Origin of the sequence: Noviherbaspirillum galbum (assembly GCF_010974945.1) — a bacterium.
In the GTDB taxonomy this organism is placed as follows: Bacteria; Pseudomonadota; Gammaproteobacteria; order Burkholderiales; family Burkholderiaceae_D; genus Noviherbaspirillum; species Noviherbaspirillum galbum.
Window position 1 is genome coordinate 32,269 of record NZ_JAAIVB010000008.1, and the last position, 25,166, is coordinate 57,434.

General features: G+C 64.5%; 27 protein-coding genes. 7 read left to right on the top strand and 20 right to left on the bottom strand.

Annotated elements, in window-relative coordinates; translation table 11 throughout:
- Positions 1 to 41 precede the first annotated feature (41 nt).
- Positions 42 to 1,241: a phosphoglycerate dehydrogenase gene (gene serA, locus G3574_RS01250; protein WP_163960091.1), complete on the bottom strand. Its 1,200-nt coding sequence runs from the start codon at positions 1,239 to 1,241 to the stop codon at positions 42 to 44.
- Positions 1,242 to 1,312: 71 nt separating this feature from the next.
- On the opposite strand from serA, the gene G3574_RS01255 reads away from it, so the two are divergent.
- Entirely contained in the window at positions 1,313 to 2,101 is a 789-nt protein-coding gene (locus tag G3574_RS01255; RefSeq protein ID WP_163960093.1) for a ferredoxin--NADP reductase, read from the top strand.
- 1 nt (position 2,102) lies between these two features.
- Here the strand turns inward: G3574_RS01255 and G3574_RS28750 are convergent, their stop codons facing one another.
- Positions 2,103 to 3,533, bottom strand: coding sequence for a hybrid sensor histidine kinase/response regulator (locus tag G3574_RS28750; protein WP_163960096.1), 1,431 nt, complete (start codon positions 3,531 to 3,533; stop codon positions 2,103 to 2,105).
- Between the two features lie 296 nt (positions 3,534 to 3,829).
- Between G3574_RS28750 and G3574_RS01270 the strand changes: the two genes are divergently transcribed.
- Complete coding sequence (locus G3574_RS01270) at positions 3,830 to 5,266, top strand: right-handed parallel beta-helix repeat-containing protein (protein WP_235952877.1); 1,437 nt, start codon at positions 3,830 to 3,832, stop codon at positions 5,264 to 5,266.
- 154 nt (positions 5,267 to 5,420) lie between these two features.
- Here G3574_RS01270 and G3574_RS01275 read toward each other — a convergent pair whose 3' ends face one another.
- Positions 5,421 to 5,885: a Spy/CpxP family protein refolding chaperone gene (locus G3574_RS01275; RefSeq protein ID WP_163960098.1), complete on the bottom strand. Its 465-nt coding sequence runs from the start codon at positions 5,883 to 5,885 to the stop codon at positions 5,421 to 5,423.
- Between the two features lie 198 nt (positions 5,886 to 6,083).
- On the opposite strand from G3574_RS01275, the gene G3574_RS01280 reads away from it, so the two are divergent.
- Positions 6,084 to 6,803, top strand: coding sequence for a response regulator (locus G3574_RS01280; protein ID WP_163960100.1), 720 nt, complete (start codon positions 6,084 to 6,086; stop codon positions 6,801 to 6,803).
- Positions 6,800 to 8,146, top strand: a complete 1,347-nt coding sequence (locus tag G3574_RS01285; protein ID WP_328804686.1) for a sensor histidine kinase — start codon at positions 6,800 to 6,802, stop codon at positions 8,144 to 8,146. Before G3574_RS01280 ends, G3574_RS01285 begins: the two co-directional genes overlap by 4 nt.
- A gap of 35 nt (positions 8,147 to 8,181) precedes the next feature.
- Here G3574_RS01285 and G3574_RS01290 read toward each other — a convergent pair whose 3' ends face one another.
- The 7 genes from G3574_RS01290 to mltG form a co-directional block, all read right to left on the bottom strand.
- Positions 8,182 to 8,847 carry an ankyrin repeat domain-containing protein gene (locus G3574_RS01290; protein ID WP_163960102.1) on the bottom strand — a complete coding sequence of 222 codons (666 nt, stop codon included), beginning with the start codon at positions 8,845 to 8,847 and terminating at the stop codon, positions 8,182 to 8,184.
- Positions 8,844 to 9,650 carry a TatD family hydrolase gene (locus tag G3574_RS01295; RefSeq protein WP_163960104.1) on the bottom strand — a complete coding sequence of 269 codons (807 nt, stop codon included), beginning with the start codon at positions 9,648 to 9,650 and terminating at the stop codon, positions 8,844 to 8,846. The genes G3574_RS01290 and G3574_RS01295 overlap by 4 nt, the downstream gene beginning before the upstream one ends.
- A gap of 75 nt (positions 9,651 to 9,725) precedes the next feature.
- On the bottom strand, positions 9,726 to 10,223 hold the full coding sequence (locus G3574_RS01300; protein ID WP_163960107.1) for a GNAT family N-acetyltransferase: 498 nt from the start codon (positions 10,221 to 10,223) through the stop codon (positions 9,726 to 9,728).
- An 18-nt stretch (positions 10,224 to 10,241) separates the two neighbouring features.
- Positions 10,242 to 10,628: a PilZ domain-containing protein gene (locus tag G3574_RS01305; protein WP_163960109.1), complete on the bottom strand. Its 387-nt coding sequence runs from the start codon at positions 10,626 to 10,628 to the stop codon at positions 10,242 to 10,244.
- An 89-nt stretch (positions 10,629 to 10,717) separates the two neighbouring features.
- The gene (locus G3574_RS01310; protein WP_163960111.1) at positions 10,718 to 11,788 is read right to left on the bottom strand and encodes a DNA polymerase III subunit delta'; all 1,071 of its coding nucleotides are present in this window, start codon (positions 11,786 to 11,788) and stop codon (positions 10,718 to 10,720) included.
- A gap of 39 nt (positions 11,789 to 11,827) precedes the next feature.
- Positions 11,828 to 12,436, bottom strand: coding sequence for a dTMP kinase (gene tmk, locus G3574_RS01315; RefSeq protein ID WP_163960113.1), 609 nt, complete (start codon positions 12,434 to 12,436; stop codon positions 11,828 to 11,830).
- Between the two features lie 57 nt (positions 12,437 to 12,493).
- The gene (gene mltG / locus G3574_RS01320) at positions 12,494 to 13,480 is read right to left on the bottom strand and encodes an endolytic transglycosylase MltG (RefSeq protein ID WP_235952879.1); all 987 of its coding nucleotides are present in this window, start codon (positions 13,478 to 13,480) and stop codon (positions 12,494 to 12,496) included.
- A 152-nt stretch (positions 13,481 to 13,632) separates the two neighbouring features.
- Here mltG and ygfZ point away from each other — a divergent pair, with 152 nt between their 5' ends.
- From ygfZ to G3574_RS01335, 3 genes are read left to right on the top strand one after another with little or no spacing between them, the layout of a single operon-like run.
- A complete protein-coding gene (gene ygfZ, locus G3574_RS01325) occupies positions 13,633 to 14,679 on the top strand; it encodes a CAF17-like 4Fe-4S cluster assembly/insertion protein YgfZ (protein ID WP_235952882.1) in 1,047 nt (348 codons plus the stop codon).
- 2 nt (positions 14,680 to 14,681) lie between these two features.
- A complete protein-coding gene (locus G3574_RS01330) occupies positions 14,682 to 14,969 on the top strand; it encodes a DUF4936 family protein (RefSeq protein ID WP_163960117.1) in 288 nt (95 codons plus the stop codon).
- Positions 14,960 to 15,685, top strand: coding sequence for an NRDE family protein (locus G3574_RS01335; RefSeq protein WP_163960119.1), 726 nt, complete (start codon positions 14,960 to 14,962; stop codon positions 15,683 to 15,685). Before G3574_RS01330 ends, G3574_RS01335 begins: the two co-directional genes overlap by 10 nt.
- A gap of 61 nt (positions 15,686 to 15,746) precedes the next feature.
- Here G3574_RS01335 and G3574_RS01340 read toward each other — a convergent pair whose 3' ends face one another.
- The 10 genes from G3574_RS01340 to G3574_RS01385 all read right to left on the bottom strand — a co-directional run bounded on the left by G3574_RS01340 (position 15,747) and on the right by G3574_RS01385 (position 25,156).
- A complete protein-coding gene (locus G3574_RS01340; RefSeq protein WP_163960120.1) occupies positions 15,747 to 16,184 on the bottom strand; it encodes a GNAT family N-acetyltransferase in 438 nt (145 codons plus the stop codon).
- Positions 16,181 to 16,618 (bottom strand): acyl-CoA thioesterase, encoded by a 438-nt coding sequence (locus G3574_RS01345; RefSeq protein WP_163960122.1) that lies wholly within the window; start codon positions 16,616 to 16,618, stop codon positions 16,181 to 16,183. The genes G3574_RS01340 and G3574_RS01345 overlap by 4 nt, the downstream gene beginning before the upstream one ends.
- A 90-nt stretch (positions 16,619 to 16,708) precedes the next feature.
- A complete protein-coding gene (locus tag G3574_RS01350) occupies positions 16,709 to 17,605 on the bottom strand; it encodes an alpha/beta fold hydrolase (RefSeq protein ID WP_163960124.1) in 897 nt (298 codons plus the stop codon).
- A 1-nt stretch (position 17,606) separates the two neighbouring features.
- Complete coding sequence (locus G3574_RS01355; RefSeq protein WP_163960126.1) at positions 17,607 to 18,512, bottom strand: SDR family oxidoreductase; 906 nt, start codon at positions 18,510 to 18,512, stop codon at positions 17,607 to 17,609.
- A gap of 170 nt (positions 18,513 to 18,682) precedes the next feature.
- On the bottom strand, positions 18,683 to 19,609 hold the full coding sequence (locus G3574_RS01360; protein WP_163960128.1) for a glutathione S-transferase family protein: 927 nt from the start codon (positions 19,607 to 19,609) through the stop codon (positions 18,683 to 18,685).
- Between the two features lie 7 nt (positions 19,610 to 19,616).
- Positions 19,617 to 20,612 carry an NADP-dependent oxidoreductase gene (locus G3574_RS01365; RefSeq protein ID WP_163960130.1) on the bottom strand — a complete coding sequence of 332 codons (996 nt, stop codon included), beginning with the start codon at positions 20,610 to 20,612 and terminating at the stop codon, positions 19,617 to 19,619.
- A gap of 101 nt (positions 20,613 to 20,713) precedes the next feature.
- Positions 20,714 to 21,196 carry a PaaI family thioesterase gene (locus tag G3574_RS01370; protein ID WP_163960132.1) on the bottom strand — a complete coding sequence of 161 codons (483 nt, stop codon included), beginning with the start codon at positions 21,194 to 21,196 and terminating at the stop codon, positions 20,714 to 20,716.
- The gene (locus tag G3574_RS01375) at positions 21,196 to 21,984 is read right to left on the bottom strand and encodes an SDR family oxidoreductase (RefSeq protein WP_163960135.1); all 789 of its coding nucleotides are present in this window, start codon (positions 21,982 to 21,984) and stop codon (positions 21,196 to 21,198) included. Before G3574_RS01375 ends, G3574_RS01370 begins: the two co-directional genes overlap by 1 nt.
- Before the next feature lie 46 nt (positions 21,985 to 22,030).
- On the bottom strand, positions 22,031 to 23,848 hold the full coding sequence (locus G3574_RS01380) for an acyl-CoA dehydrogenase (RefSeq protein ID WP_163960137.1): 1,818 nt from the start codon (positions 23,846 to 23,848) through the stop codon (positions 22,031 to 22,033).
- A gap of 129 nt (positions 23,849 to 23,977) precedes the next feature.
- Entirely contained in the window at positions 23,978 to 25,156 is a 1,179-nt protein-coding gene (locus tag G3574_RS01385) for an acetyl-CoA C-acyltransferase (protein WP_163960139.1), read from the bottom strand.
- Between the last annotated feature and the right edge of the window lie 10 nt (positions 25,157 to 25,166).

Sequence of the window (25,166 nt, forward strand, 5' to 3'; positions counted from 1 at the left end):
GCGGAGGCGGGAATCCCATTCCGGCGTTCGCCGCCCCGGCCTCAAACCAGCTCACACCGTATCGTCGCCGGCTCCGCCCGCAGCTTCTGCAGCAATGCCGGCGGAATCGGCGCATCCACGTCCGTCAACACATAGCCGATAGCGCCCTTGGTCTGCAAGTGCTGGGCGACAATGTTCAGCCCGGCCTGCGCGAAATCCGCATTCATGCGGGCGATCACGCCAGGTTCGTTGCGGTGCACGTTGAGCACCCTGCTCTGCGCCTCTTTCTCCACGTGCCGGATTTCCGGAAAATTCACTGCCCACCGTGTCGTGCCGGCTTTCAGGAAACGCACCAGCTTTTCCGCGACTTCCCGGCCGATGTTTTCCTGGGCTTCCTCGGTGCTGCCGCCGATGTGCGGGGTAAGGATGACGTTGTCCAGCCCGCGCAGCGGCGAAATGAATTCTTCCTTGTCGTTGTTGGGTTCCTTGGGAAAGACGTCGAGGGCGGCGCCGGCGATGCGCTTTTCCCGCAGGGCGGCGTCGAGCGCGTCGATGTCGACCACGCCGCCGCGCGAGGCATTGATCAGCACTGCCGACGGCTTCATGACCGCGAGGCGCGGCGCGGTGATCATGTTTTCGGTGGAACTCCCGCCGGGCACGTGCAAGGTCACGACGTCGGCGGACGCCAGCAGTTCGTCGAGGCTGGCGGCCGGCCGTGCGTTCCCCAGCGGCAGCTTGCTTTCCACGTCGTAGTAGTTCACCCGCATGCCCACGGCTTCCGCAAGAATGCCGACCTGCGCGCCGATGTTGCCGTAGCCGATGATGCCGAGGGTCTTGTTGCGTACTTCATAGGCGCCGGCGGCGCTCTTGTCCCATTGCCCGCGGTGGGTCCGCATGTTTTTCTCGGGAATGCGGCGCAGCAGGAGGATGGCTTGGGCGATGACGAGTTCGGCTACCGAACGCGTATTGGAAAACGGCGCGTTGAACACCGGGACACCCTTCGCTGCGGCCGCGGTCAAATCAACTTGATTGGTGCCGATGCAGAAGCAGCCGATCGCCTTTAGCCGGGACAGTTTTTCCAGCGATGCGGCACGGATCTGGGTCGCGGAACGGATGCCGACGGCGTCCGCGCCGTCGAGCGCGGCCGGCAATTCCTCGGGCTTGAGGGCGGTCGGCAATTGCACGATGTCGGTGAAACCCGCCGCCTTCAGGTGGTCGGCGGCGCTGCGGTGGATTTTTTCAAGCAAGACGATTCGGCTCATGAAGTTTCCTTAAACATGTATTTAAAGTATAGCTTAAAATAACCACCAGGCATTTCATGAAAGGAGTCCGCATGCTCGACGAAGTTCTCGCCAAGGGCAAATCCACGCTGCAAACCGTGACCCAGGTGCGCTGGTGGACGGACCGCCTGCTGACATTCACCACCACCCGCCCCGCAGAATATTCCTTTGTCGCCGGCCAGTACGCCCGGCTTGGCCTGCCCGACAGGAATGACGTGATCTGGCGCGCCTACTCCATGACTTCGGCGCCCGGGACGGACAGCCTGGAGTTCTACGGCATCCTCGTGGAAGGCGGACGTTTCACTTCGCTGCTGAAGCACATCCAGCCCGGCAGCCCGCTGCTGATCGAGAAGCAACCCTTTGGCTTCATGACGCCGGACAGGTTCACCGGCGGCGATGACTTGTGGATGCTGTCGACCGGTACCGGCGTCGGGCCGTTCATCGCCCTGCTGCGCGACGGCGAGGTCTGGACACGGTTCAAGCGGCTCATACTGGTGCATTGCGTGCGCCACAAAGAGGAGTTGTGCTACACCGAGGAGCTCGAGGCCATGGCCCGCCAGGACGCGCAGGCGGGACGTGCCCGGCTGCAGTTGTTGCGTCTCGTGACGCGGGAATCCACGCTGGCACCTCCCGCCGATCTCCAGGGGCGGATTACCGACCTGCTGCGAAACGGCGAACTCGAACGCACCGCCGGCGTTGCCCTGTCCGACGAGGCGTCCCGCATCATGTTGTGCGGCAATCCGGACATGATCGAGGACACGCGCCGCCTCCTGCACGAACGTGGGCTGCGGCCGGTCAGGCGAGCCCTGCCGGGCCATTTCCTGACCGAGAACTATTGGTGAATTACTGGTGAAGGGGCGCTGACACCGGCGGAGCCGTCTCCCGGAACGGCAGCCAGAAGGCGAATTCCGAGCCCTTGCCCGGTGCGCTGCGCAACGCCAGCACGCCGCGCTTCAATTCCACGAACTGCTTGACGAGCGCGAGCCCGAGGCCGGTGCCTTCGAAGCGCCGGTTCGCGCCCGAGTCGAGCTGCACGAACGGCTGGAACAGCTTGTCGAGATCGAATTCATGTATGCCGATGCCGGTATCCAGCACGCGGATTTCCAGCATGTCCTGCAGGTTGCCCGGCTCGCCGGCGATCAGCCGCATGCCGTCGAGCTCGCAGTGGGAGACGCGGCAGGCGCGCAGCGTCACGGTGCCGCCGTCCGGCGTGAACTTGACCGCGTTGGACAGCAGGTTGTAGAGAATCTGCCGTACCTTGCGCTGGTCGAGCCTGGCCCATCCCATGGATTCCATTTCGAGGCGCAGGTGCAGGCCGGCGCGGATCGCCTTTTCCTTGAACAGCATCAGGCTGCTGTGCAGCAGCTGGCGCAGGTCGGTCGGCTCGGGATGCACCGTCATCTTGCCCGCCTCGATCTTCGACATGTCGAGGATGTCGTTGATCAGCGCCAGCAGGTGCTTGCCGCTGTCGTAGATGTCGCCGAGGTATTCCTCCTGCTGCGACGAGACCGCGCCCAGCATGCCCTGCCGCATCGCCTCGGAAAATCCGATGATGGCATTGAGCGGGGTCCGCAGTTCATGCGACATGTTCGCGAGGAATTCGGATTTCAGGCGGCTCGCGCGTTCGAGCTCGACATTTTTTCGCGCGATCTCGGCATTGGTCGCTTCGAGTTGCGCCGCGTGGTGCGCAAGCTGCGCATTGAGCGTGTTGACCTGCCGTTCGCGCGCGATCAGCGCGTCGTTCACGAACACGGCCTGCTCGTAGGTGGAAATCAGGAGGTCGAGGATCTGCTGGCGCTCGGCATGGATGACGTGCCGCTCGCCGTCGAGGTAAAGCGCGATGCCGCCGTCCCCTGGCGCTTCGTGGCGCAGCCGCTGATTCAGCAGGACCTGCTCGATGCGCGACAGCAGATACTGGTCGTCGTAAGGCTTGCGGATGAAATTGTCGGCGCCCGATTCGAGGCCGCGCACGATGTCCTTGGGATCGATCAGGGAAGTGACGAGGATGACTGGCACAGAACGCGCGTCCGGGCTAGCCTTGATGGCGCGGCACAGGTCGTAGCCATCCATCTCCGGCATGATGATGTCGGACACGACGAGCGATGGCAGGGCGCGGGCGATCTCCTCCAGCGCGATCCGGCCGTTGGGCGCGATGGCGACCGCGTAGCCCTCGCTCCGCAGCAGTTGCCGCAGCTTCTCCGCCTGGGTCGGACTGTCCTCGACCACGAGGACCGTTCCCTTTTGTTCCGTGTTGCCCCCTTCCTTCACCCTCACCCCTCTCCATCATCCGAAGCCCGTATCATGAGCCTAAACTCTCCGGCGGGATATCCGCAAGCCTTCTTGCAAAGTTGACCGAAATCAAGCCGGTTGCCGATGTCTTTCAGCGGTGCCGGCCGGCTTGCGCTCGTTGCGACAACTCCTTGCTTTTCTTGTTTCGGGACCTTGCCTTGGTCATATGGCCATGCCGCCACGATTTCGTATCCCGGGCTAAACACTTGCTTCCAGGTGTAACCGATGATGGCAAGACCCGCTCAAGTCACGACAATGCAGGTTGATTTCTTGGGGGGTACATGAAAAAGATTCCGACACGCCGGTTCTCCCGGCCCTTGCTCGGCTGCGCATCCGCGCTCGTTCTTCTCGCCGGCTGCGGCGGTGGCGGCTCGCTAAACGCCGAAGGCACTGCGGCGGCCCAGGCCGACACCACGGCAGGCGCGGTGGGCGTGGACACCGTGCAGGCCGCCGCATCCGGCGCCGCCCAGGCTCCCGGCAAAGCCAACACGCCGCAAAAGACTTCGCCGGCGCCGGCACCCGCGCCAAGCCCGACCTCCGCGCCGGCCCCTTCGCCGACATCTTCACCCGCTCCCGCACCGTCGCCCACGCCCGCGCCAGCCACGGCCACCCTGTCGGTCGGACCCGGCAAGCCCTATGCGACGCCCTGCCAGGCACTCGCCGTGGCGCCTGACGGCGCGGCGATCGAGATCGACGCCTCCGTCACCTATTCCGGCGACGTCTGCGCCTTCTATGCGAACAACCTGCAGATCCGCGGCATCAATGGCCGGGCGAAGATCGACGCCGCCGGACGGAATGCGAATGGCAAGGGAACCTGGGTCGTCGGCGGCAGCGGCACGCTCATCGAGAACGTCGAGATGTTCGGCGCGAAGGTGCCCGATGAAAACGGCGCGGCGATCCGCCTCGATGGCAAGCACCTCACGCTGCGCAACAGCTTCCTGCACGACAATGAGAACGGCATCCTCACGAACAATGACGGCGTCAGCAATATCGTCATCGAGTATTCCGAATTCGGCCACAACGGCTTTGGCGACGGCTACAGCCACAACCTCTACATCGGCAACGTCAACAGCCTGGTCTTCCGGTACAACAGTTCGCACGACGCGAACGTCGGGCATAACCTGAAGTCGCGCGCCAAGACCAATACGATCGCCTACAACCGCTTTTCCAGCACGCCTCCGGGCCAGACCGGCTCGACGGCCAGCGGCCAGCCCAGCTACGAGATCGACCTGCCCAATGGCGGCACCAGCTACGTCATCGGGAATGTCATCCAGCAACCGGCGCTCAACCAGAATCCCTACCTGCTGTCGTATGCGGAAGAAGGCGCGGTCAATCCTGGAACCGATCTCTACGTGGTCAACAATACTTTCCTCAACGATGCCGCCGGCGGAACCTTCATCGTGATCGGCGGCGGCGTGTCCACGCCCGCGCTGATCCAGAACAACGTGTTTGCCGGTCCGGGAACGGTGACCAGCCAGGCGGGCGCCACGCTGCGGACGAATTACCAGGCAAGCGCCCCGGCCTTCGTGAACCGGCAGGCGTTCGACCTGCAGCCTGCGGCCGGCGCGCCGTTCATCGACGCGGGCAGCCAGCCGGGCATCGCTGCGACGGGGGTATCGCTGGTGCCGATGAATGAATATGTGGATGTTGCCAGGACGCGGACGCGAACCGTGGCGGGAGGAATCGATATCGGTGCTTACGAGGCGGCGGTGAATTGATGGGCCGACGTTGACCGAAATGCGCTCCCTCCCCCAGAAGGGAGGGAACGGATGTGAGGCTTCGGGCCGCTGTCATCCCCGCGCAGGCGGGGATCCCATTTTGCATCAAGCTGGATGATGGGGCGGAAACGCCCTGCCCCATCAAGCCAAGCCCTTAGCCGTGATGCCCGTGCCGCATGCCCATCTTGAACTCCGCATCGAAGGTCTTCTTCTGCTCGGGCGTCAGCGTCGCATAGAAATCCTTCGTCGCCGCGAGGCGGTCCGACATCATCCCTTCATGCTCCTTCATGCGGGCCAGCATGCGTTCCATGCGTTCGGGCGCGGTCAGCTGGCTCATGTCCGCCTGGGCGGGACGCTGTGCGGGCGCGGCGGGACGCATGCGCGAGATCCAGGTATTCCAGGCCGCTTCCTGTCCGGGGGAAAGGTTGAGCTTGGCATGGAGATCGGCGGCGCGCTGTTCCATGCGCTGCCGCATCTTTTCCATGTGGTCCGCCCTCGCGCTGGCGGCATTGCCGGTTCCGCTCGCGCCGCTGGCATCCTGGGCGAGCGCGGCCAGAGGCGCGGCGCCGAATGACAGGGCGGCGAGTCCAATCATCAAACCGTTGCGAATCGTGATCATGATGTCTCCTTTCAAGTGACATGTGACGAAGGCTGGGGGCCTTCCACGGTGGTCATCATGCGCGTCAAATGTAAGAACCGCATGTCGGCGCGTAACGCGTGGCGCCGGATTTGTATCGCGCTATGTCAAGCCGCCGGGGCGAAACAGCGCGATACAATTCCAGCATACATCGCACGATGAAATTGCCATAATGCCGACATGGAAAATACGCCCCGCATCCTGGTGGTCGACGACGACCGCGATATCAGTTCGCTCCTGGCCGATTACCTGGAGAAAAACGGCTACCGCGCCCTGACGGCGGCGGACGGCAAGGCCATGTGGAAAGCCCTGGATGAAAATCCGGTCGACCTGATCGTGCTGGACCTGAACCTGCCGGGCGACGACGGCCTCACCCTGTGCCGCAACCTGCGGGCGCGCTCGCAGGTGCCGGTCATCATGCTTACCGCCCGGGGCGAGCCGCTGGACCGGATCCTCGGCCTGGAGATGGGCGCGGACGACTACCTGGCCAAGCCTTTCGAGCCGCGCGAACTGTATGCGCGCATCCGCAGCGTCCTGCGCCGCACCCACGCCCTGCCGCCTAACCTGCAGGCGAGCGAGGCGCAGCAGGTGCATTTCGCCGGGTGGACCATGGACTTCACCGCGCGCCATCTCGTGAACGCGCAGGGCACCATCGTCTCGCTGTCGGGCGCGGAATACCGGCTGCTGAAGGTCTTCCTCGACCATGCCAACCGCGTCCTGAGCCGCGACCAGCTACTCAACTTCACCCAGGGCCGGGACGCCGATCCCTTCGACCGTTCCATCGACCTGCAGATCAGCCGGCTGCGCCAGAAGCTCGGCGACGACGCGCGCTCGCCGCAGATCATCAAGACGGTACGCAACGAAGGCTACGTCCTGGCCACCACCGTCGCCAAGGAATGATGCGCCAGGTATTCCAATCCATGACCGGCCGGGTGGTGCTGATCCTGGTGGCCGGGGTCGTGGCCAGCGCCCTTCTGACCCTGAGCCTCGGCATGAGCGAGCGTGAACGCATGATTTCGCAGTTCCGCGAGTTTCATTCCGTCGAGCGGGTGTCGCAGTTCATCCAGTCGCTGGACACGATGGAGCCCGAGCTTCGGTCGCACTACCTCAAGGCGGCCAGCCGCCTCGGCATGCGCGCCGAGCTGGCGAGCGGACTCGAAGACATCCTGGACGAGCCGTCGCGCATGGCGACCCGCCTGTCGAACCGCTTACCCGAGGGCTATACCGTCTCCTCGGTGCGGCCGCGGGATACCGATTGCGCGCCGCCCGGGCCGCGCCAGCCCCAGGGACGCATCGACCGCCGCAGCTGCGAAGCCTTGATGGTGACGCTGCAGGACGGCTCCGAAGTGAAGCTCACCGTCAGCGCGCCGCGGCCGGTACCGGTGACTCCGAACGGGGAAATCCTTACCTACGGCGCGATGTTCGTGCTGTTCGTCGGTCTGCTGGCCTCCATCGTGGCCCGGATGACGATACAGCCGCTGAAACATCTGGCGCAGGCCGCCACCGAACTGGGAAACAACATCGAACGCCCACCCCTGCCGGAACGCGGCTCCACCGAGATCAGGCAGGCCGCCGCCGCATTCAATGCCATGCAGACCCGCATCCGCCACCACATCAAGCAGCGCTCGCACATCCTGGGGGCGATCACCCATGATCTGCAGACGCCCATGACCCGCCTGCGCCTGCGCCTCGAAAAGGTCGACGACGAGGAACTGCGCGGCAGGCTGATCGCCGACCTGAGCGCGATGCAGACCATGGTACGCGAAGGCCTCGACCTCGCGCGCAGCATGGAATCCGCCGAACCCCTGCAGCGGCTCGACCTCGATTCGCTGGTGGAAAGCCTGTGCGAGGATGCGCGCGACGCCGGCCAGAGCGTGGCGCTGCATGGCAATACCGGCGCATCCCTGATGGCGCGTCCGGTGGCCTTGCGCCGCTGCCTCACCAACCTGCTCGACAATGCCGTCAAGTACGGCCATGCCGCCAAGGTGGAAACCTCGCTCGAAAACGGGTTCGCGATGATCCGCATCCGCGACCAGGGGCCGGGCATTCCCGACGCGTTCATGGAAAAGGTCTTCGACCCGTTCTATCGCATGGAAGACTCGCGTTCCCGCGAGACCGGCGGCACCGGCTTGGGACTGACGATCGCGCGCAGCATTGCCGAGCAGCATGGCGGCACGATTTCCCTGCGCAATCATCCCGCCGGTGGCCTGCAGGTGACGCTTGCCCTGCCGGCGTCACGCTGACCGCTGCAGCGCACCAGTCTTTTCCGGTGCCCTGCCTAAAGCTTGCCGGCCTTGCGCAGCCGGGCGGTCAGGCCTTCGGCAATATCCTTGAAATTGTTCTTTTCCGCGAAATCGATGGCGGTCATGCCGAGATCGTTCTTGAGCGTGGCGTCGGCGCCCTCGTCCAGCAGCAGCTTGACGGTGTAGATCTTGCCGGCGCGGGCCGCCATCATGATCGGCGTGGTCTTGTTGGGGGACTCCGCATCGATGTAGGCATGCTGCTCGAGCAGCAGGCTCACGATGTCGTTGTTGCCGATCGCGGCGGCATAATGCAGCGCGGTCCAACCGGGGCGGTTCACCTGTGCGCCCTTGTCCAGCAGCGCTTTCACCGCCGGCAGGTTGCCGAGGAAGCTGGCAATCATCAGCGCGGTATCGCCGTTGCGGGCGCGGGTTTCGAGATTGATGTCGGGCGCATTCAGCAAGACCTGGAAAGTCTCCATCGATCCCTCGCGCAGCGCGACCATGAGCCCGGTCTCGCCGCGTGCCTCGTCCTGGGTGTTCGGGTCGAAGCCGCGCGCGATCAGCGTCTGGACTTCCTTGGCGTCGTTGAGCTTTGCGGCGCGGAAAAAATCATCGTAGGCGCCGGCCAGCGCCACCGGCGCGGATGCCGCCAGGGCAAGCGCGAGCACCAGGGTGCGCGCAACGGAAGAAGAAGGTGTCATGTCGTTTCCGGGTGAGTGGACTGGCCGGCGGGCACCTTGAACAGCGCATGGAAATTGGCGCTCGTCTGGCGCGCAAGTTCATCCAGAGGCACTTCCTTCAAGGTGGCGAGGAACTCCCCGACATGCCGCACGAAGCCCGGTTCGTTCATCTTGCCGCGGTAAGGCACGGGGGCAAGGTAAGGCGAATCGGTTTCGATCAGCATGCGCTCCAGCGGGACCGCCCGGGCAACCGCCTGCAACTCCCTGGCGCTCTTGAAGGTGACGATGCCCGAAAAGGAAATATAAAAGCCCATGTCCATCGCGGCTTGCGCGACTTCAAGGCTTTCGGTGAAACAGTGCATGACGCCGCCGGCGCCGCCCGCATCCGGACCGGCACCCTCCTCGCGCATGATGCGTATCGTGTCTTCGGAGGCGGAACGGGTGTGGATGATCAAGGGCTTGCCGGTCTCGCGCGAGGCCCGGATGTGCGTGCGGAAACGGGCGCGCTGCCATTCGAGGTCGCCTTCCAGGCGGTAGTAATCCAGGCCGGTTTCACCAATGGCGACGATCTTCGGATGGTCCGACAGGCGCACCAGCTCTTCGACCGTCGGTTCGGGCGTCTCGGGGTAATCGGGATGCACCCCGACCGAGGCGTAGATGTGAGGATATTGCTCCGCCAGGGCGCGGACGCGCGGAAAGTCGGGCAGGTCGACCGAGACGCACAGGGCATGGCTGACCTGGTTGTCCCGCATCTTGTCGAGGATTTCCGGAAGCCGGGCGGAGAGCTCGGGGAAATCGATGTGGCAATGGGAATCGATGAACATCCCGGCATTTTACGCCGATGCCGCGGTGGCCGCCGCCTGGCAAGCCGGCCCGCCGGCGGGCGAAACCGGGAAAATTCAGGCGACGCGCTTGCCCATGATCACCAGGTCGCGCTCAATGCCATCGAGCGTGGCCACCCGCGGCATGTCGGCCCAGCGCTCGAAGCCGAAGGCTTCGAACAGCCGCAAGCTGGGCTGGTTATGGCCGAAGATGAAGCCGAGCAAGGTATGGACCTTGATTTGCGGCGCGAAGGCGATTGCCTGTTCCAGGAAATAGCGGCCCAGGCCCTTGCCGCGTGCCGCTTCATGGATGTAGATCGACAATTCCGCGGTGCCCGAATAGGCGGGCCGGCCATAGAAGTTCGAGTAGGACAGCCAGCCCAGTACCTTTCCTTCCTCTTCCACCACCCACAGCGGGCGCCGGTCGGGCACATGGTCGTGGAACCACGCATGGCGCGATTCGACGGAGATCGGTTCGGTATCGGCGGTCACCTCGCGCGAGGCGACCGTGCTGTTGTAGATGGCGACGATCTCTGGCAGGTCGTCGAAGCGGGCGATGCGATGCGAATACGTCATGAAAGCCAGGAAAGAGAATCAGAGGGTATGGGTGGCGCGGGAGGAGCGAAGCGCGGCGCCGAGCAATTCCTCGATGCGGTGCTTGACGCGCTGGCCGCTTTCATCGGACGAGAAATGCACGCCGATGCCCTGCGCCTTGTTGTTGTTGGCCCCGGCGGGCGTCACCCAGACGATCTTGCCGGCGATCGGATATTTCGTCGGGTCATCCATCAGGGTGAGAATGAGGTAGATCTCGTCGCCGATGCCGTAGGCCTTGGTGGTCGGGACGAAGATGCCGCCGTTGGCGAGGAAGGGCATGTAGGCGGCATAGAGTGCGGCCTTTTCCTTGATCGGCAGGGACAGGACGGAGGGACGGGCAATCACCGGATTGCTGGTGTTGGGTACGGTCGCGGTCAGGTCTGTCATGTCGTGTGTCGTTTCACGGTCTTGGTACGCTCGGATCGCCGGAGGCCGGCCTCATGCCGCCGGCAGCGGCGTCATGTTCACCTGCGACGTCATGCTTGTCGGGCCTGCGCCGGAAAGATCCGCGCATAGTCCAGCAGCATGTCTTCGATCACCAGGCGCGGCGCAAGCGGATGTTCGGCGACGGCGCGCCTGTCGTTCAGGCTCTTCTGCATGCGCAGCAGGCCGGCGGTGTCCACCTTGTCCGCCAGCGCGGCGAGTTGCTGGCGGTACCGGGGATAATACCGGATTCTGCCCGAAAGTTTCAGTGAGATAACATCATGGACCCAGCGTTGCAGCCACGCCACGAGCTGCGGCACCGGGGTCTTCTGCAGCTTTTCCGCACCCTTGAGCGCGCTGTCCGTGCCGGGCTTGAGCAAGAGATGGAGGAATTCGTCCAGGACTTCGCGCATGCCGGATTCGGAGGCGGCCAGGGCGTTCAGCGGCGCGCCGCCCTGTTCTGCCAGCCAGACGTCCGCCTCATTCACGCCCTGGCCTTCGAGCCAGGCCATCGCCTCGGCGGCGGGCGGCATGGCCAGCGCAAACTTGCGGCAGCGCGACAGGATGGTCGGCAGCAGGCGGTCCAGGCTGTGCGACACCAGCAGGAATACCGTTCCCGGCGGCGGCTCTTCCAGGGTCTTGAGCAAGGCGTTCGCCGAGGCGGTATTCAACGCCTCGGCCGGATACAGCACCACCACCCGCAAGCCCTGGCGGTGCGTGGAAATGTTCATGAAATCGGCCAGGGCCCGGACCTGGTCAATCTTGATTTCCTTCGATGGCGTCTTGCTCGCCTTGGACTTTCCGCCTTTCGTTTCCTTGGCATCTTCGGCGTTCGCGTCACCATCTCCGCCCTCACCGCCATCCTCGTCGAGGACCTCCGGACGCACGCGGCGGTAGTCAGGATGGCTGTACTGGCTGAACCAGCCGCAGGAATCGCAGCGCCCGCAGGGCCGGCCATCCGGCGCGGGAGCCTGGCACAGCAAGGCCTGGGCAAAGAGTTCGGCAAAGGCGGTCTTGCCGATGCCTTCCGGGCCATGGAACAGCAGGGCATGGGGCAGGCGTTCCCGCAAGGCTTGCAGGCGATGCCAAGGTCCGGCCAGCCAGGGATAAGCGAAATCGGTCATGAGAAATGACTTTAATACGGTATGAAATTCCCTTGAAAATCAAAGCCCTGCGATGATATTTTCAAGTTCCTTGTGAATGTCGGGAATGGGCCGCGTGGAATCGATGATGCGGAAGCGGGCCTTGAATTCCTCGGCCCGGCGCAGGTACTCGGCGCGGGTCGCGGCGAAGAAATCCGCCTTTTCCTGTTCGAACTTGTCGAGTTCGCGGGTGGCGTCGAGGCGCGCGCGGGCGACCTCGAGCGGCACGTCGAACAGCAGGGTCAGATCGGGCTGGCGGTGCGGATGGACCCAGCGCTCCAGGATTTCCAGCTTTTCCCGAGAAAGCCGCCTTCCGCCTCCCTGGTAGGCAAAGGACGCGTCCGTGAACCGGTCGGAGATCACCCAGTCGCCACGCGCGAGCGCCGGCTCGATGACCTGGGCGAGATGCTCACGCCGCGCGGCGAACATCAGCAAGGCTTCGGTTTCGAGGTGCATCGGCTGGTGCAGGACCATCTCGCGCAGCGCCTCGCCGAGCGGCGTGCCGCCCGGCTCCCGCGTCACGACGACGGGAATGCCGCGCTGCCCGAGCAGCCCGGCGACGAATTGCAGGTGGGTCGACTTCCCTGCCCCGTCGATGCCTTCGAAAGTGATGAACTTGCCAACTGTCATGGTGTAGCCCGTGGTGCGATGTCAGCCGGCATTATCGCCCGGTTTCCCGCCCCGCCGCTATTGCTGGCGCTGATACTTGTTCACCGCGCGGTTGTGGTCGTTCAGGTTGTTCGAGAAGTGGCTGGTGCCGTCCCCGCGCGACACGAAGTACAGCACGTCGGTCTTCGTCGGATTGACCGCGGCCGCCATCGAGGCTGCGCCGGGCAGCGAGATCGGCGTGGGCGGCAATCCGGGGCGGGTGTAGGTGTTGTAGGGCGTGTCGGTCTCCAGGTCGCGCTTGCGGATGTTGCCCTGGAATTTGTCGCCCATGCCATAGATGACCGTCGGGTCGGTCTGCAGCAGCATGCCGCGCTTTAGCCGGTTCACGAACACCGCGGCGATCATGTCGCGCTCCCCGGCCTGCCCGGTTTCCTTTTCGATGATTGAGGCCATGATCAGCGCCTCGTAGCGGTTTTTGTAGGGAACCGCGGGATCGCGCCGCGCCCATTCGTCATCCATGTGCTTGAGCATCAGGGCATGCGCGCGCTTGAAGATCTGCAGGTCGCTCGAGCCCTTGGCGAACAGATAGGTGTCTGGGAAGAACATGCCTTCCGGGACCTTGTAGTCGCTGCTGACCTTGGCCATGAGCTCGTTGTCGCCGAGATTCACCGTATCGTGGCGCAGCGCCGGATGCGCGTTGACCGCCTGGCGCATCTGCCTGAAAGTCCAGCCCTCGATGACCACCAGGGATTCCTGCGCCAGTTCGCCGCGCACCAGCTGCTCGATCAGGCCGAGCGGCGTGGTCTCGGGCTTGAGCGTGTAGTTGCCGGCCTTGAGCCGTCCGCTCTTGCCGCTGAACCGCGCCAGCAGCGCGAACATCAGCGGATTGACCGGGATGCCGGAAGCCTCGATCTGCTGTCCGGTGCCGCGCACGCTGCTGCCGGGCTTGACCGCGAAATCGATCGGCTGGCCGCCGGCGGGAATGAGGGGATGATGCACCCAGAAGTAGCCGTAGCCGGCGGCGCCCAGCGCCACCAGGAGAACGAATGCCAGAAATTTCTTCAACTAAATAAATCCTCATGGGGAAAGATCAAGCGCGACGCCGGCAGTCCGCCGACGCGCGAAGGCAGACATCACTATAATCGAGACGTCATCATACGTTGTTGAGCCAACAAGAGGGTAAGACTGAAATGAGCAATGCCTGGTTGCATTTTCTGATGGAACACGGCGCCACGCTGGCGACCGACAATCCTGCCATCGCGTCCTTCGGCGACATCGCCAGCTTCGGCAAGCAGGTTGCCGACACACAGATCGCCGAGGGCTTCGTCGCGCCGCTGACGGATCTCGGCCTGATCGAGGCAACCGGCGAGGAGGCGGCGGGCTTCCTCCACAACCAGCTGACGAACGACGTCGAGCACCTCGGGCCGGGCACGGCGCGGCTGGCGGGTTACTGCTCGCCCAAGGGCCGGCTGATGGCGACCTTCCTGACCTGGAAACAGGGCGAGTCGATCTTCCTCCAGCTTCCACATCATCTCCAGCCGGCAATCCAGCGCCGCCTGCAGATGTTCATCCTGCGCTCCAAGGTGAAACTGGCCGATGCCTCCGATCGTTTCGTGGCGCTGGGCCTAGGCGGAGCCAAGGCCGGCGCCGCGCTGCGCGGCCATTTCCCCAACCTGCCGGGCGCGCCCTTCCTCGCGGCGTCTTCTGAAGCGGGCACCTTGATCCGCCTCGCGGACGCCGGCGGCCAGCCGCGTTACCAGTGGATCGCGCCGGTCGAAACGGCGCAGGCGGCATGGCCCGCGCTTTGCGCCGCCCTCACACCCGCCGGAACGAGCACCTGGCGGCTGACCGAGATCCGCGCCGGCATGCCGGTCATTACCCAGGGAACGCAGGAGCAGTTCGTGCCGCAGATGATCAACTTCGAACTCGTCGGCGGCGTCAACTTCAAGAAAGGCTGCTACCCCGGCCAGGAAATCGTCGCACGCAGCCAGTACCTCGGCAAGCTCAAGCGCCGCATGCAGCTGGCCACGATCGCGTCGGAGTCGGAGGACGTGCCGGTGGGCGGCGAGCTGTTCTCCAGCGAGGATCCGGGCCAGCCTTGCGGCATGGTGGTCAATGCCGAGCGCAACGCCAGCGGCGAGACCGAATGCCTGGTCGAGATCAAGCTGGCGGCGCTGGACGCCGGCACCATCCACCTCGGCGCGCCGGACGGCCCGGCGCTGCGATTCGGCGAATTGCCCTACCCGCTCACCGATCCCGCCTGAGCATGGATCTGTACGTGTACTACCGCGTCGATCCGCGGCACGCGGACGCGCTGCGCGACCGCGTGCTCGCGATGCAAAGCGGACTGACGCGGGAATATGGTATCGTCACCGGACTGAAGCGCCGCCCCGAAGAAAAAGACGGCAGACAGACCTGGATGGAAACCTACGCCGGCGTGACCGCCGGCGCCAGGCAAGGGATCGACCGCGCGGTCGAGCAAGCCGGCCTGGCCTCGTTCATCGACGGCCAGCGCCATGTCGAGTGTTTTGTGGATGTTGCACCATGTGCTTGATCGTATTTGCGTGGCAGGTCGTACCGGGAATGCCCTTGCTCGCCGCGGGAAACCGCGACGAGTTCTTCGAGCGCCCCACCGAGCCCGCCCACTGGTGGGAAGACCACCCTGACATTTATGCCGGACGCGACCGGCGGGATGGCGGAACCTGGATGGGCATCAACCGCGATGGCCGCTTTGCCTGCATCACCAACGTGCGCGCGCCGAACGAAAAGCGCAGCGATGCGCCGAGCCGCGGCAAGCTGGTGCGCGATTACCTCGCCGGATCGCTCAGCCCGGAAGACTACATCCGCGAAATAGCCGCGGGCGCGCACCGCTACAACGGTTTCAACCTGCTGATTGGCCATCACCGCAGCCTCGTCTGGTTCTCCAACAAGGCGGAAGACGATCCGCGCAACGGCAAGCCGCTTGCGCCGGGCGTCTATGGCTTGTCGAACGCCTCCCTCGATTCCCCCTGGCCCAAGGTGGTACGCACCAAGGCGCAGTTCGCCAGCCTGCTGTGCCAGGGCGCGCCGCGCGAAGCCTACATCGAGATGCTGAGCGATACCACGCGCGCCTCCGACTGCCGACTGCCACATACCGGCGTCAGCAAGGAATGGGAACGCGTGCTGTCGGCGGCGTTCATCGAGTCGCCGGAATACGGCACGCGCTCGTCGACGGTGGTTCAGCTAGCCGGGGAGCGCGACGCGGCCTTGTACGAGCATGTCGTGCGCTGATTGAAGGCGGGAACGAAGGACGTGGGCGGAGAAGCCAGCATGGCGGACAGCCCCCGTCAATTCAGCAAAGCTCCCGGCGCATCGTCACATGCGCAATCCCCGCCTCCATGAACTCTTCCCCCTCGCGCGCGAACCCATGCCGCTGGTAGAACCGTTCTGCCTGGGTCTGGGCATGCAGCACCACCGTCTGGTCGCCGCGCTCGCGCGCCTTGTCCATCAATGCCTGCAGCATGCGTCCGCCGAGACCGCTATTGCGTGCCTCGGGGCGCACCGCCATGCGGCCGATATGTCCGTCGGGCAGCAACCGGCCCGTGCCGATCGCCTTCCCCGCGTCGTCATACGCGACGACATGCAGGCTGAGAGCGTCCATCTCGTCCCACTCCATCTCCAGCGGCACATGCTGCTCCACCACGAAGACGTCGTAGCGCACGGCCTGGGCACCTTCCTTGATGCTTTCCCAGTCGCCGGTGACGAGGCGCGCCGCCGTCTCACGCCTCATGCCGCCTCCGGCACCGTCTTCTCGAATGCCGACAGCCTATCGCGCCACTCCTCGGGAAACGGCACGCCCTTGCGCACCGTCGTGTCGGCATAGACGTACACCAGTTCGCCGGAAATCAGGTGTTCATCGCCCTTGTGGATTTCCAGCACGAAGCGCACCGATGTCCGGCCGAAGGCGGCGCAGCGCACGCCGATGTCCAGCACGTCGTCGAAGCGCGCCGGCGCCAGGTATTCGATTGTCGACTTGCGTGCGAAGAGTTCCTTGCCCTCTTCCGCCTGCTGCACTACCGTCGGCAGGCCGGTGGCGCGCCAGTATTCGGTGAACGCGACGTCGAAGTAGGTCAGGTAGTGTCCGTTGAAGACGATGGCTTGCATGTCCACTTCGGCCCAGCGGACGCGAAGCGAATGGAAAAAAGAGAAATCGGCGCGTGACATGATGTTTCGTTGAACAGGGAATGAAGGTCGAGCGGGGCATTATCGCCGATCGGCGACATGCCCGCCTGACCGCTCATGGGCGAGCGGACTTCAATCCGCGAGGAAGCCGCGCAGCAAGCGGTTCACACGCTCGGGCTGCTCGTGCACGATCCAGTGCGACCCTTCGGGAATGCGCTCGATGCGCAGGTCGTCGATGAACGCATCCAGGCCATGCGACAGTGACACCGGCAAGGCGATGTCGCTTTCGCCCCAGATGACGCGCACGGGCACCTTGATCCGGAAATCCTCAGGATCGAGCTGCAGTTTCAGCGGGCCGGGATGATCGTCTGTTGGAGGATGCAGCGGCGAGGCGCGATAGTAATTCACGCCGCCGCGCAATCCGCGCGCCCAGCATTCATGGTATCGCGCACGCGTTTTCTGGTCGAACCATGGCGTGGGCGATTGACCCATGCCGTTCAGCAGGCGCTCGAGCAAGGCGAAGTCGTCCTTCGCCAGCGCTTCTTCCGATCCTTCCGCGCGCAGCCAGTTCATGTAATCGCTTGCCTTGCGCTGCGCAGGATCTTCGGCAAGCGCCTTCATGAACAGGTAAGGATGCGGCGAGTTGATGATGATCAGCTTGTGCAGCAGTTCCGGCAGCGCGATCGCGAGATTCCAGGCGATCGCCCCGCCCCAGTCGTGGGCGACCAGCGTGAACTTGTCATAGCCGAGATGTTTCGCCAGCAGACGCAGGTCATCGACGATGTGCTTCGCCTTGTAGGCGCTCAGCTCCTGCGGCATGTCGGACAGGTTGAAGCCCCGCAGGTCGGGAGCGACGGCAAAGTAGTCGCCGCCAAATTCCTTCAGCTGGGCTTCCCACTCGTACCAGAACTCGGGAAAGCCGTGCACGAACAGCAGCAGCGGCTTGCCTCGCTCGCCGGCGCTGGCATAGTGCAGGCGCGTTCCATTGGACAACGCCGCGTATTGCCCTTCCAGGATCGGGGCCGTCATGTCACTGTCCGCGAAGCTTCGATTGCAGCATCTCCCGGATCTGCGGCGCGGCAACGAACGGGTCGCTGGGGTTGCGCAGCGTCATGATGTCTTCCATGCGCGTCTGCACGTTGCCAAGCGCATGGGGATGCGAGAAGACGTAGAACTGGTTGTCGCGGATAGCGTCGAAGGTGCGCTTCGCCACATCGGCAGCCGTTACCTTGCCGGAAGAGACTGCCTTGTCGGACACCGCCTGCGCTACGAGCTGGCTGGTAGTTGGGCCTGTCTCGTCCTTGAGATCCTCGGGACGGTTGCGGTGCGACTGGCTGATCCCGGTCGGCACGAAATACGGGCACAGCACCGAGGCGCCGATGGGCGCGCCGATCAGGTCGAGATCCTGGTACAGCGTTTCGGTGAGCGACACAACCGCGTGCTTGGACACGTTGTAGATGCCCATGTTCGGCGCATTCAGCATGCCCGCCATCGACGCGGTGTTGACGATGTGACCCTGGTAGCCCGCTTCCTTCTTCGCGCATTCCAGCATCAGCGGCGTGAAGGTGCGCACGCCGTGGATGACGCCCCAGAGGTTCACGCCGAGCACCCATTCCCAGTCGGCGATGGAATTTTCCCAGACCAGCCCGCCCGAGCCCACGCCCGCATTGTTGAATACCAGGTGGACCGCGCCGAAGCGCTGCATGGTCGCATCGGCCAGGGCCTGCACTTCCTCCGCCTTACGCACGTCGCAACGCATCGCCAGCACTTCCGCGCCTTGCGCTTCGAGTTCGGCGCGTGTCTTGTCGAGCGCATCCTGCTGCACGTCCGCCAGCACCAGCTTCATGCCGAGGTCCTTGCCGATGTTGGCGAACTCGCGTCCGAAACCGCTCGCGCCGCCGGTGATGACGGCGACTTTATCCTTGAAATTTTGCATGTGAGGTCTCCTAAATATCTGCGAATGGTTGCTATGGTCGAGGTCGGTTCTGGTCTTCTCTGTCATTCCCGCGCAGGCGGGAATCCCATTGCGCGGCGCACCGGACTGCCGAAATGGGATCCCCGCCTTCCCGGGGATAATTAAGGGAGTCGGGAATGACCGGGCTAGCCCTACGCCTTCTTCATCTGAAAGCCGATGCGCGGGAAATGCACCACCACCGTGCCGGCAAGCTCATCGTGTCGCCGGACCGCGAGTTCGGTGCCTGTCGCCAGTACCAGTTCCCCTTCCACCGGGTCGATGCCGTAGTCCGTCGGCATGATCGCCACCTTGTCGCCAGGCTGCACGCCATGATGATCGACGAAAGGCGCATCGTAGGCCGCGCCGCTGCTCTCGCGCGCCACTTCCAGGGCACGGTCGGCGTTCATCTTCTCGAGGTCGCCATGGCCGAATGCCGCCATGCGGTCCGCCCATGCGAGCAGGCGCGGCGCCGCATCCAGGATGCCGGCCACCGGCGGCGCGGCGCGCAGGAACCACACCGAGTGATAGACCGAAAAGTCGGCGATGCTCGGCGCGCTGCCAAAGAGGTAATCCTGCCCGCCGGCCAGCATGTTTTCCAGGCGCTGCAGGTAGAGCGACAGGCTGGCGGTCGCTTCGGGGAGCGTCATGCGGGGCATGCTGCCGCGGAAGGCGGCGCGGTCGGCGCCGAAGGCCTTGACCTGTTCCGGCGACATGTTGCCGAGCGCGCTCTGCACGCCCGCCGGCTGGAACAGATAGGTGATCATGGTCCAGAACAAGGTGGAATCGGCCCATTGCGCCAGGATGCGCGAGGCGCCCTCCACCGCGGCCGGGTACAGGGTCGGCGTGGGCGCGATGCGTTCCAGCACGTCGGCGATCAGCGCGGAATCGCAATAGATGTCCGCGCCGATCTGCATGACCGGCGTGCGGCGGTAGCCGCCGGTCAGGGGCATGAGCTTGGGCTTGGGCATGATCGCGGGAATCACGACCGATTGCCAGGCCAGCTTCTTGAAGCCGAAGATCAGCCTGATCTTTTCCGAGAACGGCGAGTTGGGATAGTGATGGAAGATGATTTCTGCCATGGCATCCTCAGATCAGCTTCACGATCTGCTTGCCGAAGTTGCGTCCCTTCAGCATGCCCATGAAGGCTTCCGGCGCGGCGGCCAGGCCGCCGGCGACGGTCTCGCGGTATTTCAGCTTGCCGGTCGCCACCAGACCGCCGAGTTCCTTCAAGCCCTGCGGCCACAGGTCCATGTGCTCGGACACGATGAAGCCGCGCAGCGTCAGCCGCATGGTCAGAAGGTAACGCACGTTGTTGAGCGGCATGGGCTGGCCATCGTAGCCAGCGATCAGGCCGCAGAGCGCAATGCGTCCGAACGGGTTCATGCGCGCCAGGCAGGCATCGAAGCCTTCGCCGCCGACGTTCTCGAACACGGCATCAATGCCGTTCGGCGTCGCTTGCGCAAGATCGGCCGCGAGATTGCCCGCCTTGTAGTCGATGCAGGCATCGAAGCCCAGCTCATTGACCACGTAGTCGCATTTTTCCTTGCCGCCGGCAATGCCGACCGCGCGGCAGCCGCGCTGCTTCGCGAGCTGGCCGACCGCGCTGCCCACCGCGCCGCTGGCGGCGGACACCACGATGGTCTCGCCTTCCTTGGGCTGCATGATCTGCGTCAGGCCATACCAGGCGGTCATTCCCGGCATGCCGACCGCGCCCAGGTAGGCGGAAAGCGGAATGTGGGTGGTGTCGAGCTTGCGCAGCAGCGCGCCGTCGGAGACGCCCATCTCCGCCCAGCCGAGCATGCCCTGCACCTTGTCACCCACCGCGAACTTCGGATTCTTCGAGTCGACGACTTCGCCCACCGTGCCACCGACCATGGTGTCGCCGATCGCCTGCGGCGCGGCGTAGCTCTTCACGTCTTCCATGCGCATGCGCATGTAGGGATCGAGCGACAGGTAATGATTGCGGACCAGCAGCTCGCCGTCCTTGAGCGAGGGAACCGGCACCTCTTCCAGCCGGAAATTGTCTGGCGCGACCTGTCCTTGCGGACGCGATGCGAGAACGATGCGCTTGAATGTGGACATCTTGTCTCCTTGTCTTCAATCTTGGTTTAGTCCCGCAGGCTGACGCTGCGGACATTGCTACATGCTTGCGCCTGGCGGGCCGGGCTCATGCGGTCATGCGCTCAGGTGGACAGCGCTTCGTCGCTGCCCGGACTCGGGCGGCTGCCCGGGTCCTTCCTCTTCGCGGCATCGACGCGCTTCAGGTACTTGAACGTGCCCATGGACTTGGCCACGAGCTTGTCGCCGCTCCACAATTCGCCTTCGCAGAAACACAGGGTCATCGACTTGTGGAATGCGCGACCCTTGGCGACCACGCGCCCGCCGGGCTGGCCGGCAGGCTGCAGGAAGCTGGTCTTCATTTCCACCGTCACGCCCCCGCGCGCGTCCGGGTCGAGGGAACGCCCGGCCATCGACATCACCACGTCCAGCAAGGTCATCACGATGCCGCCATGGGTGACGTTCCAGCTGTTGGTGTGCCGGTGCTCGAGGTTAAGCGCGACCTGTGCCTCGCCGTTCCCCATGCCCAGGAATTCCACGCCGAGATCGTGCAGGAACGGAATCTCGACGGGAAACGCCTGCGCCGGGCTGCCGGGCTGGATGACCATCAGTGCACCGCCGACACGCCGCCGTCTACCGCCATCACCTGGCCGGTGATGTGCTTGGATGCATCGGTGGCGAACAGGGCGGCAATGCCCTTGAGGTCTTCGTCATCGCCGATGCGCTGCAGCGGAGCGCGCTGGGCGATCGCGCCCTCGCCCGCCTTTTCCAGCAGGCCCTTGGTCATCTTCGAGGGGAAGAAGCCGGGAGCGATCGCGTTCACTGTGATGCCATGCACGCCCCATTCGCCGGCGAGCGTGCGGGTGAAGTTGATGACTGCCGCCTTGGAAGTGTTGTAGGCCACCGTCTTCATCGGCGAGGACGGGCTGTTGCCCGAGAAGCCGGCGATCGATGCCACATTGATGATCTTTCCATATTGGCGGGGAATCATGGAACGCTTGCCGACCGCCTGCGACAGCAGGAAGATGCTGCGGACGTTGAGGTTCATGACCTTGTCCCAGGCATCGACCGGGTAGTCCTCGGCGGGCGCGCCCCAGGTGGCGCCTGCATTGTTGACCAGGATGTCGATGTGGCCGAGGCGCTTGAGGGCTTCTTCCACCAGCGGTTCGACGCTGGATTCCTGGCTGAGGTCGGCCGCGATGGCGCTGGCTTCGATGCCGCGCGTCTTGAGGTGTGCCACCGCCTCGTCGAGGTCGGACTGCTTGCGGGACGAGAGCACGATCTTCGCGCCGAGTTCGCCGAGCGCCTCGGCGATCTGCAGGCCGAGGCCGCGAGAGCCGCCGGTGACGAGGGCGGTGCGTCCGGTGAGGTCGAACAATTCCTTGGTAGTGCGCATCTGGGTCTCCTGTTATGGTGTGCTTATGGTGTATCGTCGGGATGGTTCAGTACCACGCGTCCTGCATGTCGAGCGTGGTGGTGTCGAGGCTTTCCAGCAGGTCGAGCTGGGGCTGGATGCGCGGCAGTTCCCACTTGAAGAAATAGGCGCAGGCCTGCAGCTTGCCGCGATAGAAATCGGCATCGTGGCTGCCTTCCTTGCCGACCGCGAGCAAGGCCTGCTCCAGCCAGGTCCAGGCCACGACCGTGTGGCCGAAGGCTTCGAGGTAGGCGGAGGCATTGGCCAGGGTCTTGTTGAGGTCGCCGGCCGCGTACAGCGCCTGCGTGACCTTGCCGATGCGGTCCAGCGCCGCGCCGAGCGCCCGTCCGTAGCCCGCGAGCGCCGGCACTTCGCTGGCGCGCGCCATGGTCTTCATCATTTCCGCGCCGAGCGCCTTGAGCGCAGCGCCGTTCTGCATGACCACCTTGCGGCCGAGCAGGTCGAGCCCCTGGATGCCGTGCGTTCCCTCATGGATGGGATTGAGGCGGTTGTCGCGGTAGAACTGCTCGACGTTGTACTCGCGGGTGTAGCCGTAGCCGCCGTGCACCTGGATGGCGAGGTTGTTGGCTTCCAGGCACCACTGCGACGGCCAGGACTTGGCGATCGGCGTCAGGATGTCGAGCATCAGCGTGGCGTGGCGGCGCGCTTCTTCCGATTCGGCGGTGCGCTCCTCATCCACCAGGCGCGCGCAATACAGGTTGAGCGCGAGCCCGCCTTCGACATAGGCCTTCTGCGCGAGCAGCATGCGCTTGACGTCGGTATGCTGGATGATGGGGATCTGCGGCTGCGCCGGATCCTTGGCCTGGGGATGACGGCCTTGCGGGCGCTCCCGCGCGTATTCGAGCGCGTGCAGGTAACCGGTATAGCCGAGCATGACCGCGCCCAGGCCCACGCCGATGCGCGCTTCGTTCATCATGTGGAACATGTTGGCGAGACCCTTGTGCTTTTCGCCCACGAGGTAGCCAATCGCGCCAGCCTTGCCGCCCGGCTTGAACTTGCCTTCGCCGAAGTTCAGCAGGCAGTTCGTGGTGCCGCGGTAGCCCATCTTGTGGTTCAGTCCGGCCAGCACGACGTCATTGCGTTCGCCGATGGAACCGTCGGCATTGACCAGCTTCTTCGGCACGATGAACAGGGAAATGCCCTTCACGCCGGGAATCAGCTTGCCGTTCTCGTCGGGCACCTTGGCCAGCACGAGGTGTACGATGTTCTCGGAGAGCTCGTGCTCGCCGGCGGAAATCCACATCTTGTTGCCCTTGAGCCGGTAGCTGCCGTCTTCCTGCGGCTCGGCGCGGGTCACGATGTCGGACAGCGACGACCCGGCCTGCGGCTCGGACAGGCACATGGTGCCGAAGAACCGGCCTTCCAGCATGGGCTTGACGAAGGTGTCGATCTGCTCGGGCGTGCCGCACTTGAGCAGGGTGTTGGCATTGCCGATCGTCAGGAAGGGATAGGACGAGGTGCCGACGTTGGCGCCCTTGAAATACGCAAGGCCGGCCTTTTCGATCAGGCAGGGCAGTTGCATGCCGCCGAACTCGTAGTCCTGGCCGGCCGCCATCAGGCCGGATTCGCAGAACGCCTTCAAGGCGGTCTTGACCTCGGGGATGATGTGCACTTTTTCGCCGTCGAAATGCGGCTCTTCCTGGTCATTCTTCTTGTTGTGCGGCGCGAACAGGTCGGTGGCGATCTTTTCGCAGGTATCGAGCGCGGCGTCGAAGGTTTCACGCGAATGGTCGGCGTAGCGGGCGCGGGAGGTCAGCGCCTCGGCATTGAGCCATTCGTAAAGCAGAAATTCGAAATCACGGCGGGAAACGATCTTGGATTGCATGTTGGATCTCCGGGCGTGCGCGCCACGCGGCGGCACGCAATGCATGTTCTGGATGCGATCAGCTGACGTCCCCGTTGCGGGAACGCCCAATGCAAGCATGGGCGCCGCAGCGCCCATGCATTACCGATGTCAGACGACTTCGAACAGGCCGGCCGCGCCCTGGCCGCCGCCGATGCACATGGTAACGACCACGTACTTGGCGCCGCGGCGCTTGCCCTCGATCAGCGCATGGCCGGTCAGGCGGGCGCCGGAAACGCCGTAGGGATGGCCGACGGCGATCGCGCCGCCGTTGACATTCAGGCGGTCATCCGGAATGCCGAGCTTGTCGCGGCAGTACAGCACCTGCACCGCGAATGCTTCGTTCAACTCCCACAGGCCGATGTCGCTGACCGACAGGCCGGTCTTCTTCAGCAGCTTGGGAATGGCGAAAACCGGGCCGATGCCCATTTCATCCGGCTCGCAGCCGGCGATGGCGAAGCCGCGGAAGATGCCCAGCGGCTGCAGGCCGCGTTGCTCGGCGAGCTTGCTGTTCATCAGGATCGCCACCGAGGCGCCGTCGGAAAACTGCGAGGCATTGCCCGCGCTGATCACGCCGCCGGGCAGCGCGGTGCGGATCTTGGACACGCCTTCGAAGGTGGTGTCGGCGCGGATGCCTTCGTCGGCGGAGATCGTGACCTCGCGGGTCGTGAGCATGCCGCTTTCCTTGTCGGCCACGCCCATGATGGTGGTCATCGGAACGATTTCATCGTTGAACTTGCCGGCAGCCTGCGCGGCGGCGGCACGCTGCTGGCTGCGCGCGCCGTATTCGTCCTGGGCTTCCTTGCTGATGTTGTAGCGCTTGGCGACGGTTTCCGCGGTCTGCAGCATCGGCCAGTAAACTTCCGGCTTGTTCTGCTTGAGCCAGGCTTCCACGATCATGTGGCGGTTGGCTTCGTTCTGCACGCAGGAGATCGACTCGACGCCGCCGGCGGCATAGACGTCGCCCTCGCCGGCAATGATGCGCTGTGCGGCGGTGGCGATGGTCTGCAGGCCGGAGGAGCAGAAACGGTTGATGGTCATGCCGGCGGTCGTGACCGGGCAGCCGGCGCGCAGGGCGATCTGGCGGGCGATGTTGCTGCCGGTCGCGCCTTCCGGCGTGGCGCAGCCGATCAGCACGTCCTCGACTTCCGCCGGATCGATCTTGGCGCGCTCGATCGCCGCCTTGAGCGCATGGCCGCCCATGGTCGCGCCATGGGTCATGTTGAATGCGCCCTTCCAGGATTTGGCCAGGCCGGTACGGGCTGTGGAAACGATGACGGCGTCAGTCATTTGTAGCTCC

Coding starts and splice junctions, on each gene's coding strand:
- serA (WP_163960091.1), bottom strand. CDS start 1,241: ATGAGCCGAATCGTCTTGCTTGAAAAAATCCACCGCAGCGCCGCCGAC.
- G3574_RS01255 (WP_163960093.1), top strand. CDS start 1,313: ATGCTCGACGAAGTTCTCGCCAAGGGCAAATCCACGCTGCAAACCGTG.
- G3574_RS01270 (WP_235952877.1), top strand. CDS start 3,830: ATGAAAAAGATTCCGACACGCCGGTTCTCCCGGCCCTTGCTCGGCTGC.
- G3574_RS01275 (WP_163960098.1), bottom strand. CDS start 5,885: ATGATCACGATTCGCAACGGTTTGATGATTGGACTCGCCGCCCTGTCA.
- G3574_RS01280 (WP_163960100.1), top strand. CDS start 6,084: ATGGAAAATACGCCCCGCATCCTGGTGGTCGACGACGACCGCGATATC.
- G3574_RS01285 (WP_328804686.1), top strand. CDS start 6,800: ATGATGCGCCAGGTATTCCAATCCATGACCGGCCGGGTGGTGCTGATC.
- G3574_RS01290 (WP_163960102.1), bottom strand. CDS start 8,847: ATGACACCTTCTTCTTCCGTTGCGCGCACCCTGGTGCTCGCGCTTGCC.
- G3574_RS01295 (WP_163960104.1), bottom strand. CDS start 9,650: ATGTTCATCGATTCCCATTGCCACATCGATTTCCCCGAGCTCTCCGCC.
- G3574_RS01300 (WP_163960107.1), bottom strand. CDS start 10,223: ATGACGTATTCGCATCGCATCGCCCGCTTCGACGACCTGCCAGAGATC.
- G3574_RS01305 (WP_163960109.1), bottom strand. CDS start 10,628: ATGACAGACCTGACCGCGACCGTACCCAACACCAGCAATCCGGTGATT.
- G3574_RS01310 (WP_163960111.1), bottom strand. CDS start 11,788: ATGACCGATTTCGCTTATCCCTGGCTGGCCGGACCTTGGCATCGCCTG.
- tmk (WP_163960113.1), bottom strand. CDS start 12,436: ATGACAGTTGGCAAGTTCATCACTTTCGAAGGCATCGACGGGGCAGGG.
- ygfZ (WP_235952882.1), top strand. CDS start 13,633: ATGGAACACGGCGCCACGCTGGCGACCGACAATCCTGCCATCGCGTCC.
- G3574_RS01330 (WP_163960117.1), top strand. CDS start 14,682: ATGGATCTGTACGTGTACTACCGCGTCGATCCGCGGCACGCGGACGCG.
- G3574_RS01335 (WP_163960119.1), top strand. CDS start 14,960: ATGTGCTTGATCGTATTTGCGTGGCAGGTCGTACCGGGAATGCCCTTG.
- G3574_RS01340 (WP_163960120.1), bottom strand. CDS start 16,184: ATGAGGCGTGAGACGGCGGCGCGCCTCGTCACCGGCGACTGGGAAAGC.
- G3574_RS01345 (WP_163960122.1), bottom strand. CDS start 16,618: ATGTCACGCGCCGATTTCTCTTTTTTCCATTCGCTTCGCGTCCGCTGG.
- G3574_RS01350 (WP_163960124.1), bottom strand. CDS start 17,605: ATGACGGCCCCGATCCTGGAAGGGCAATACGCGGCGTTGTCCAATGGA.
- G3574_RS01355 (WP_163960126.1), bottom strand. CDS start 18,512: ATGCAAAATTTCAAGGATAAAGTCGCCGTCATCACCGGCGGCGCGAGC.
- G3574_RS01360 (WP_163960128.1), bottom strand. CDS start 19,609: ATGGCAGAAATCATCTTCCATCACTATCCCAACTCGCCGTTCTCGGAA.
- G3574_RS01365 (WP_163960130.1), bottom strand. CDS start 20,612: ATGTCCACATTCAAGCGCATCGTTCTCGCATCGCGTCCGCAAGGACAG.
- G3574_RS01370 (WP_163960132.1), bottom strand. CDS start 21,196: ATGGTCATCCAGCCCGGCAGCCCGGCGCAGGCGTTTCCCGTCGAGATT.
- G3574_RS01375 (WP_163960135.1), bottom strand. CDS start 21,984: ATGCGCACTACCAAGGAATTGTTCGACCTCACCGGACGCACCGCCCTC.
- G3574_RS01380 (WP_163960137.1), bottom strand. CDS start 23,848: ATGCAATCCAAGATCGTTTCCCGCCGTGATTTCGAATTTCTGCTTTAC.
- G3574_RS01385 (WP_163960139.1), bottom strand. CDS start 25,156: ATGACTGACGCCGTCATCGTTTCCACAGCCCGTACCGGCCTGGCCAAA.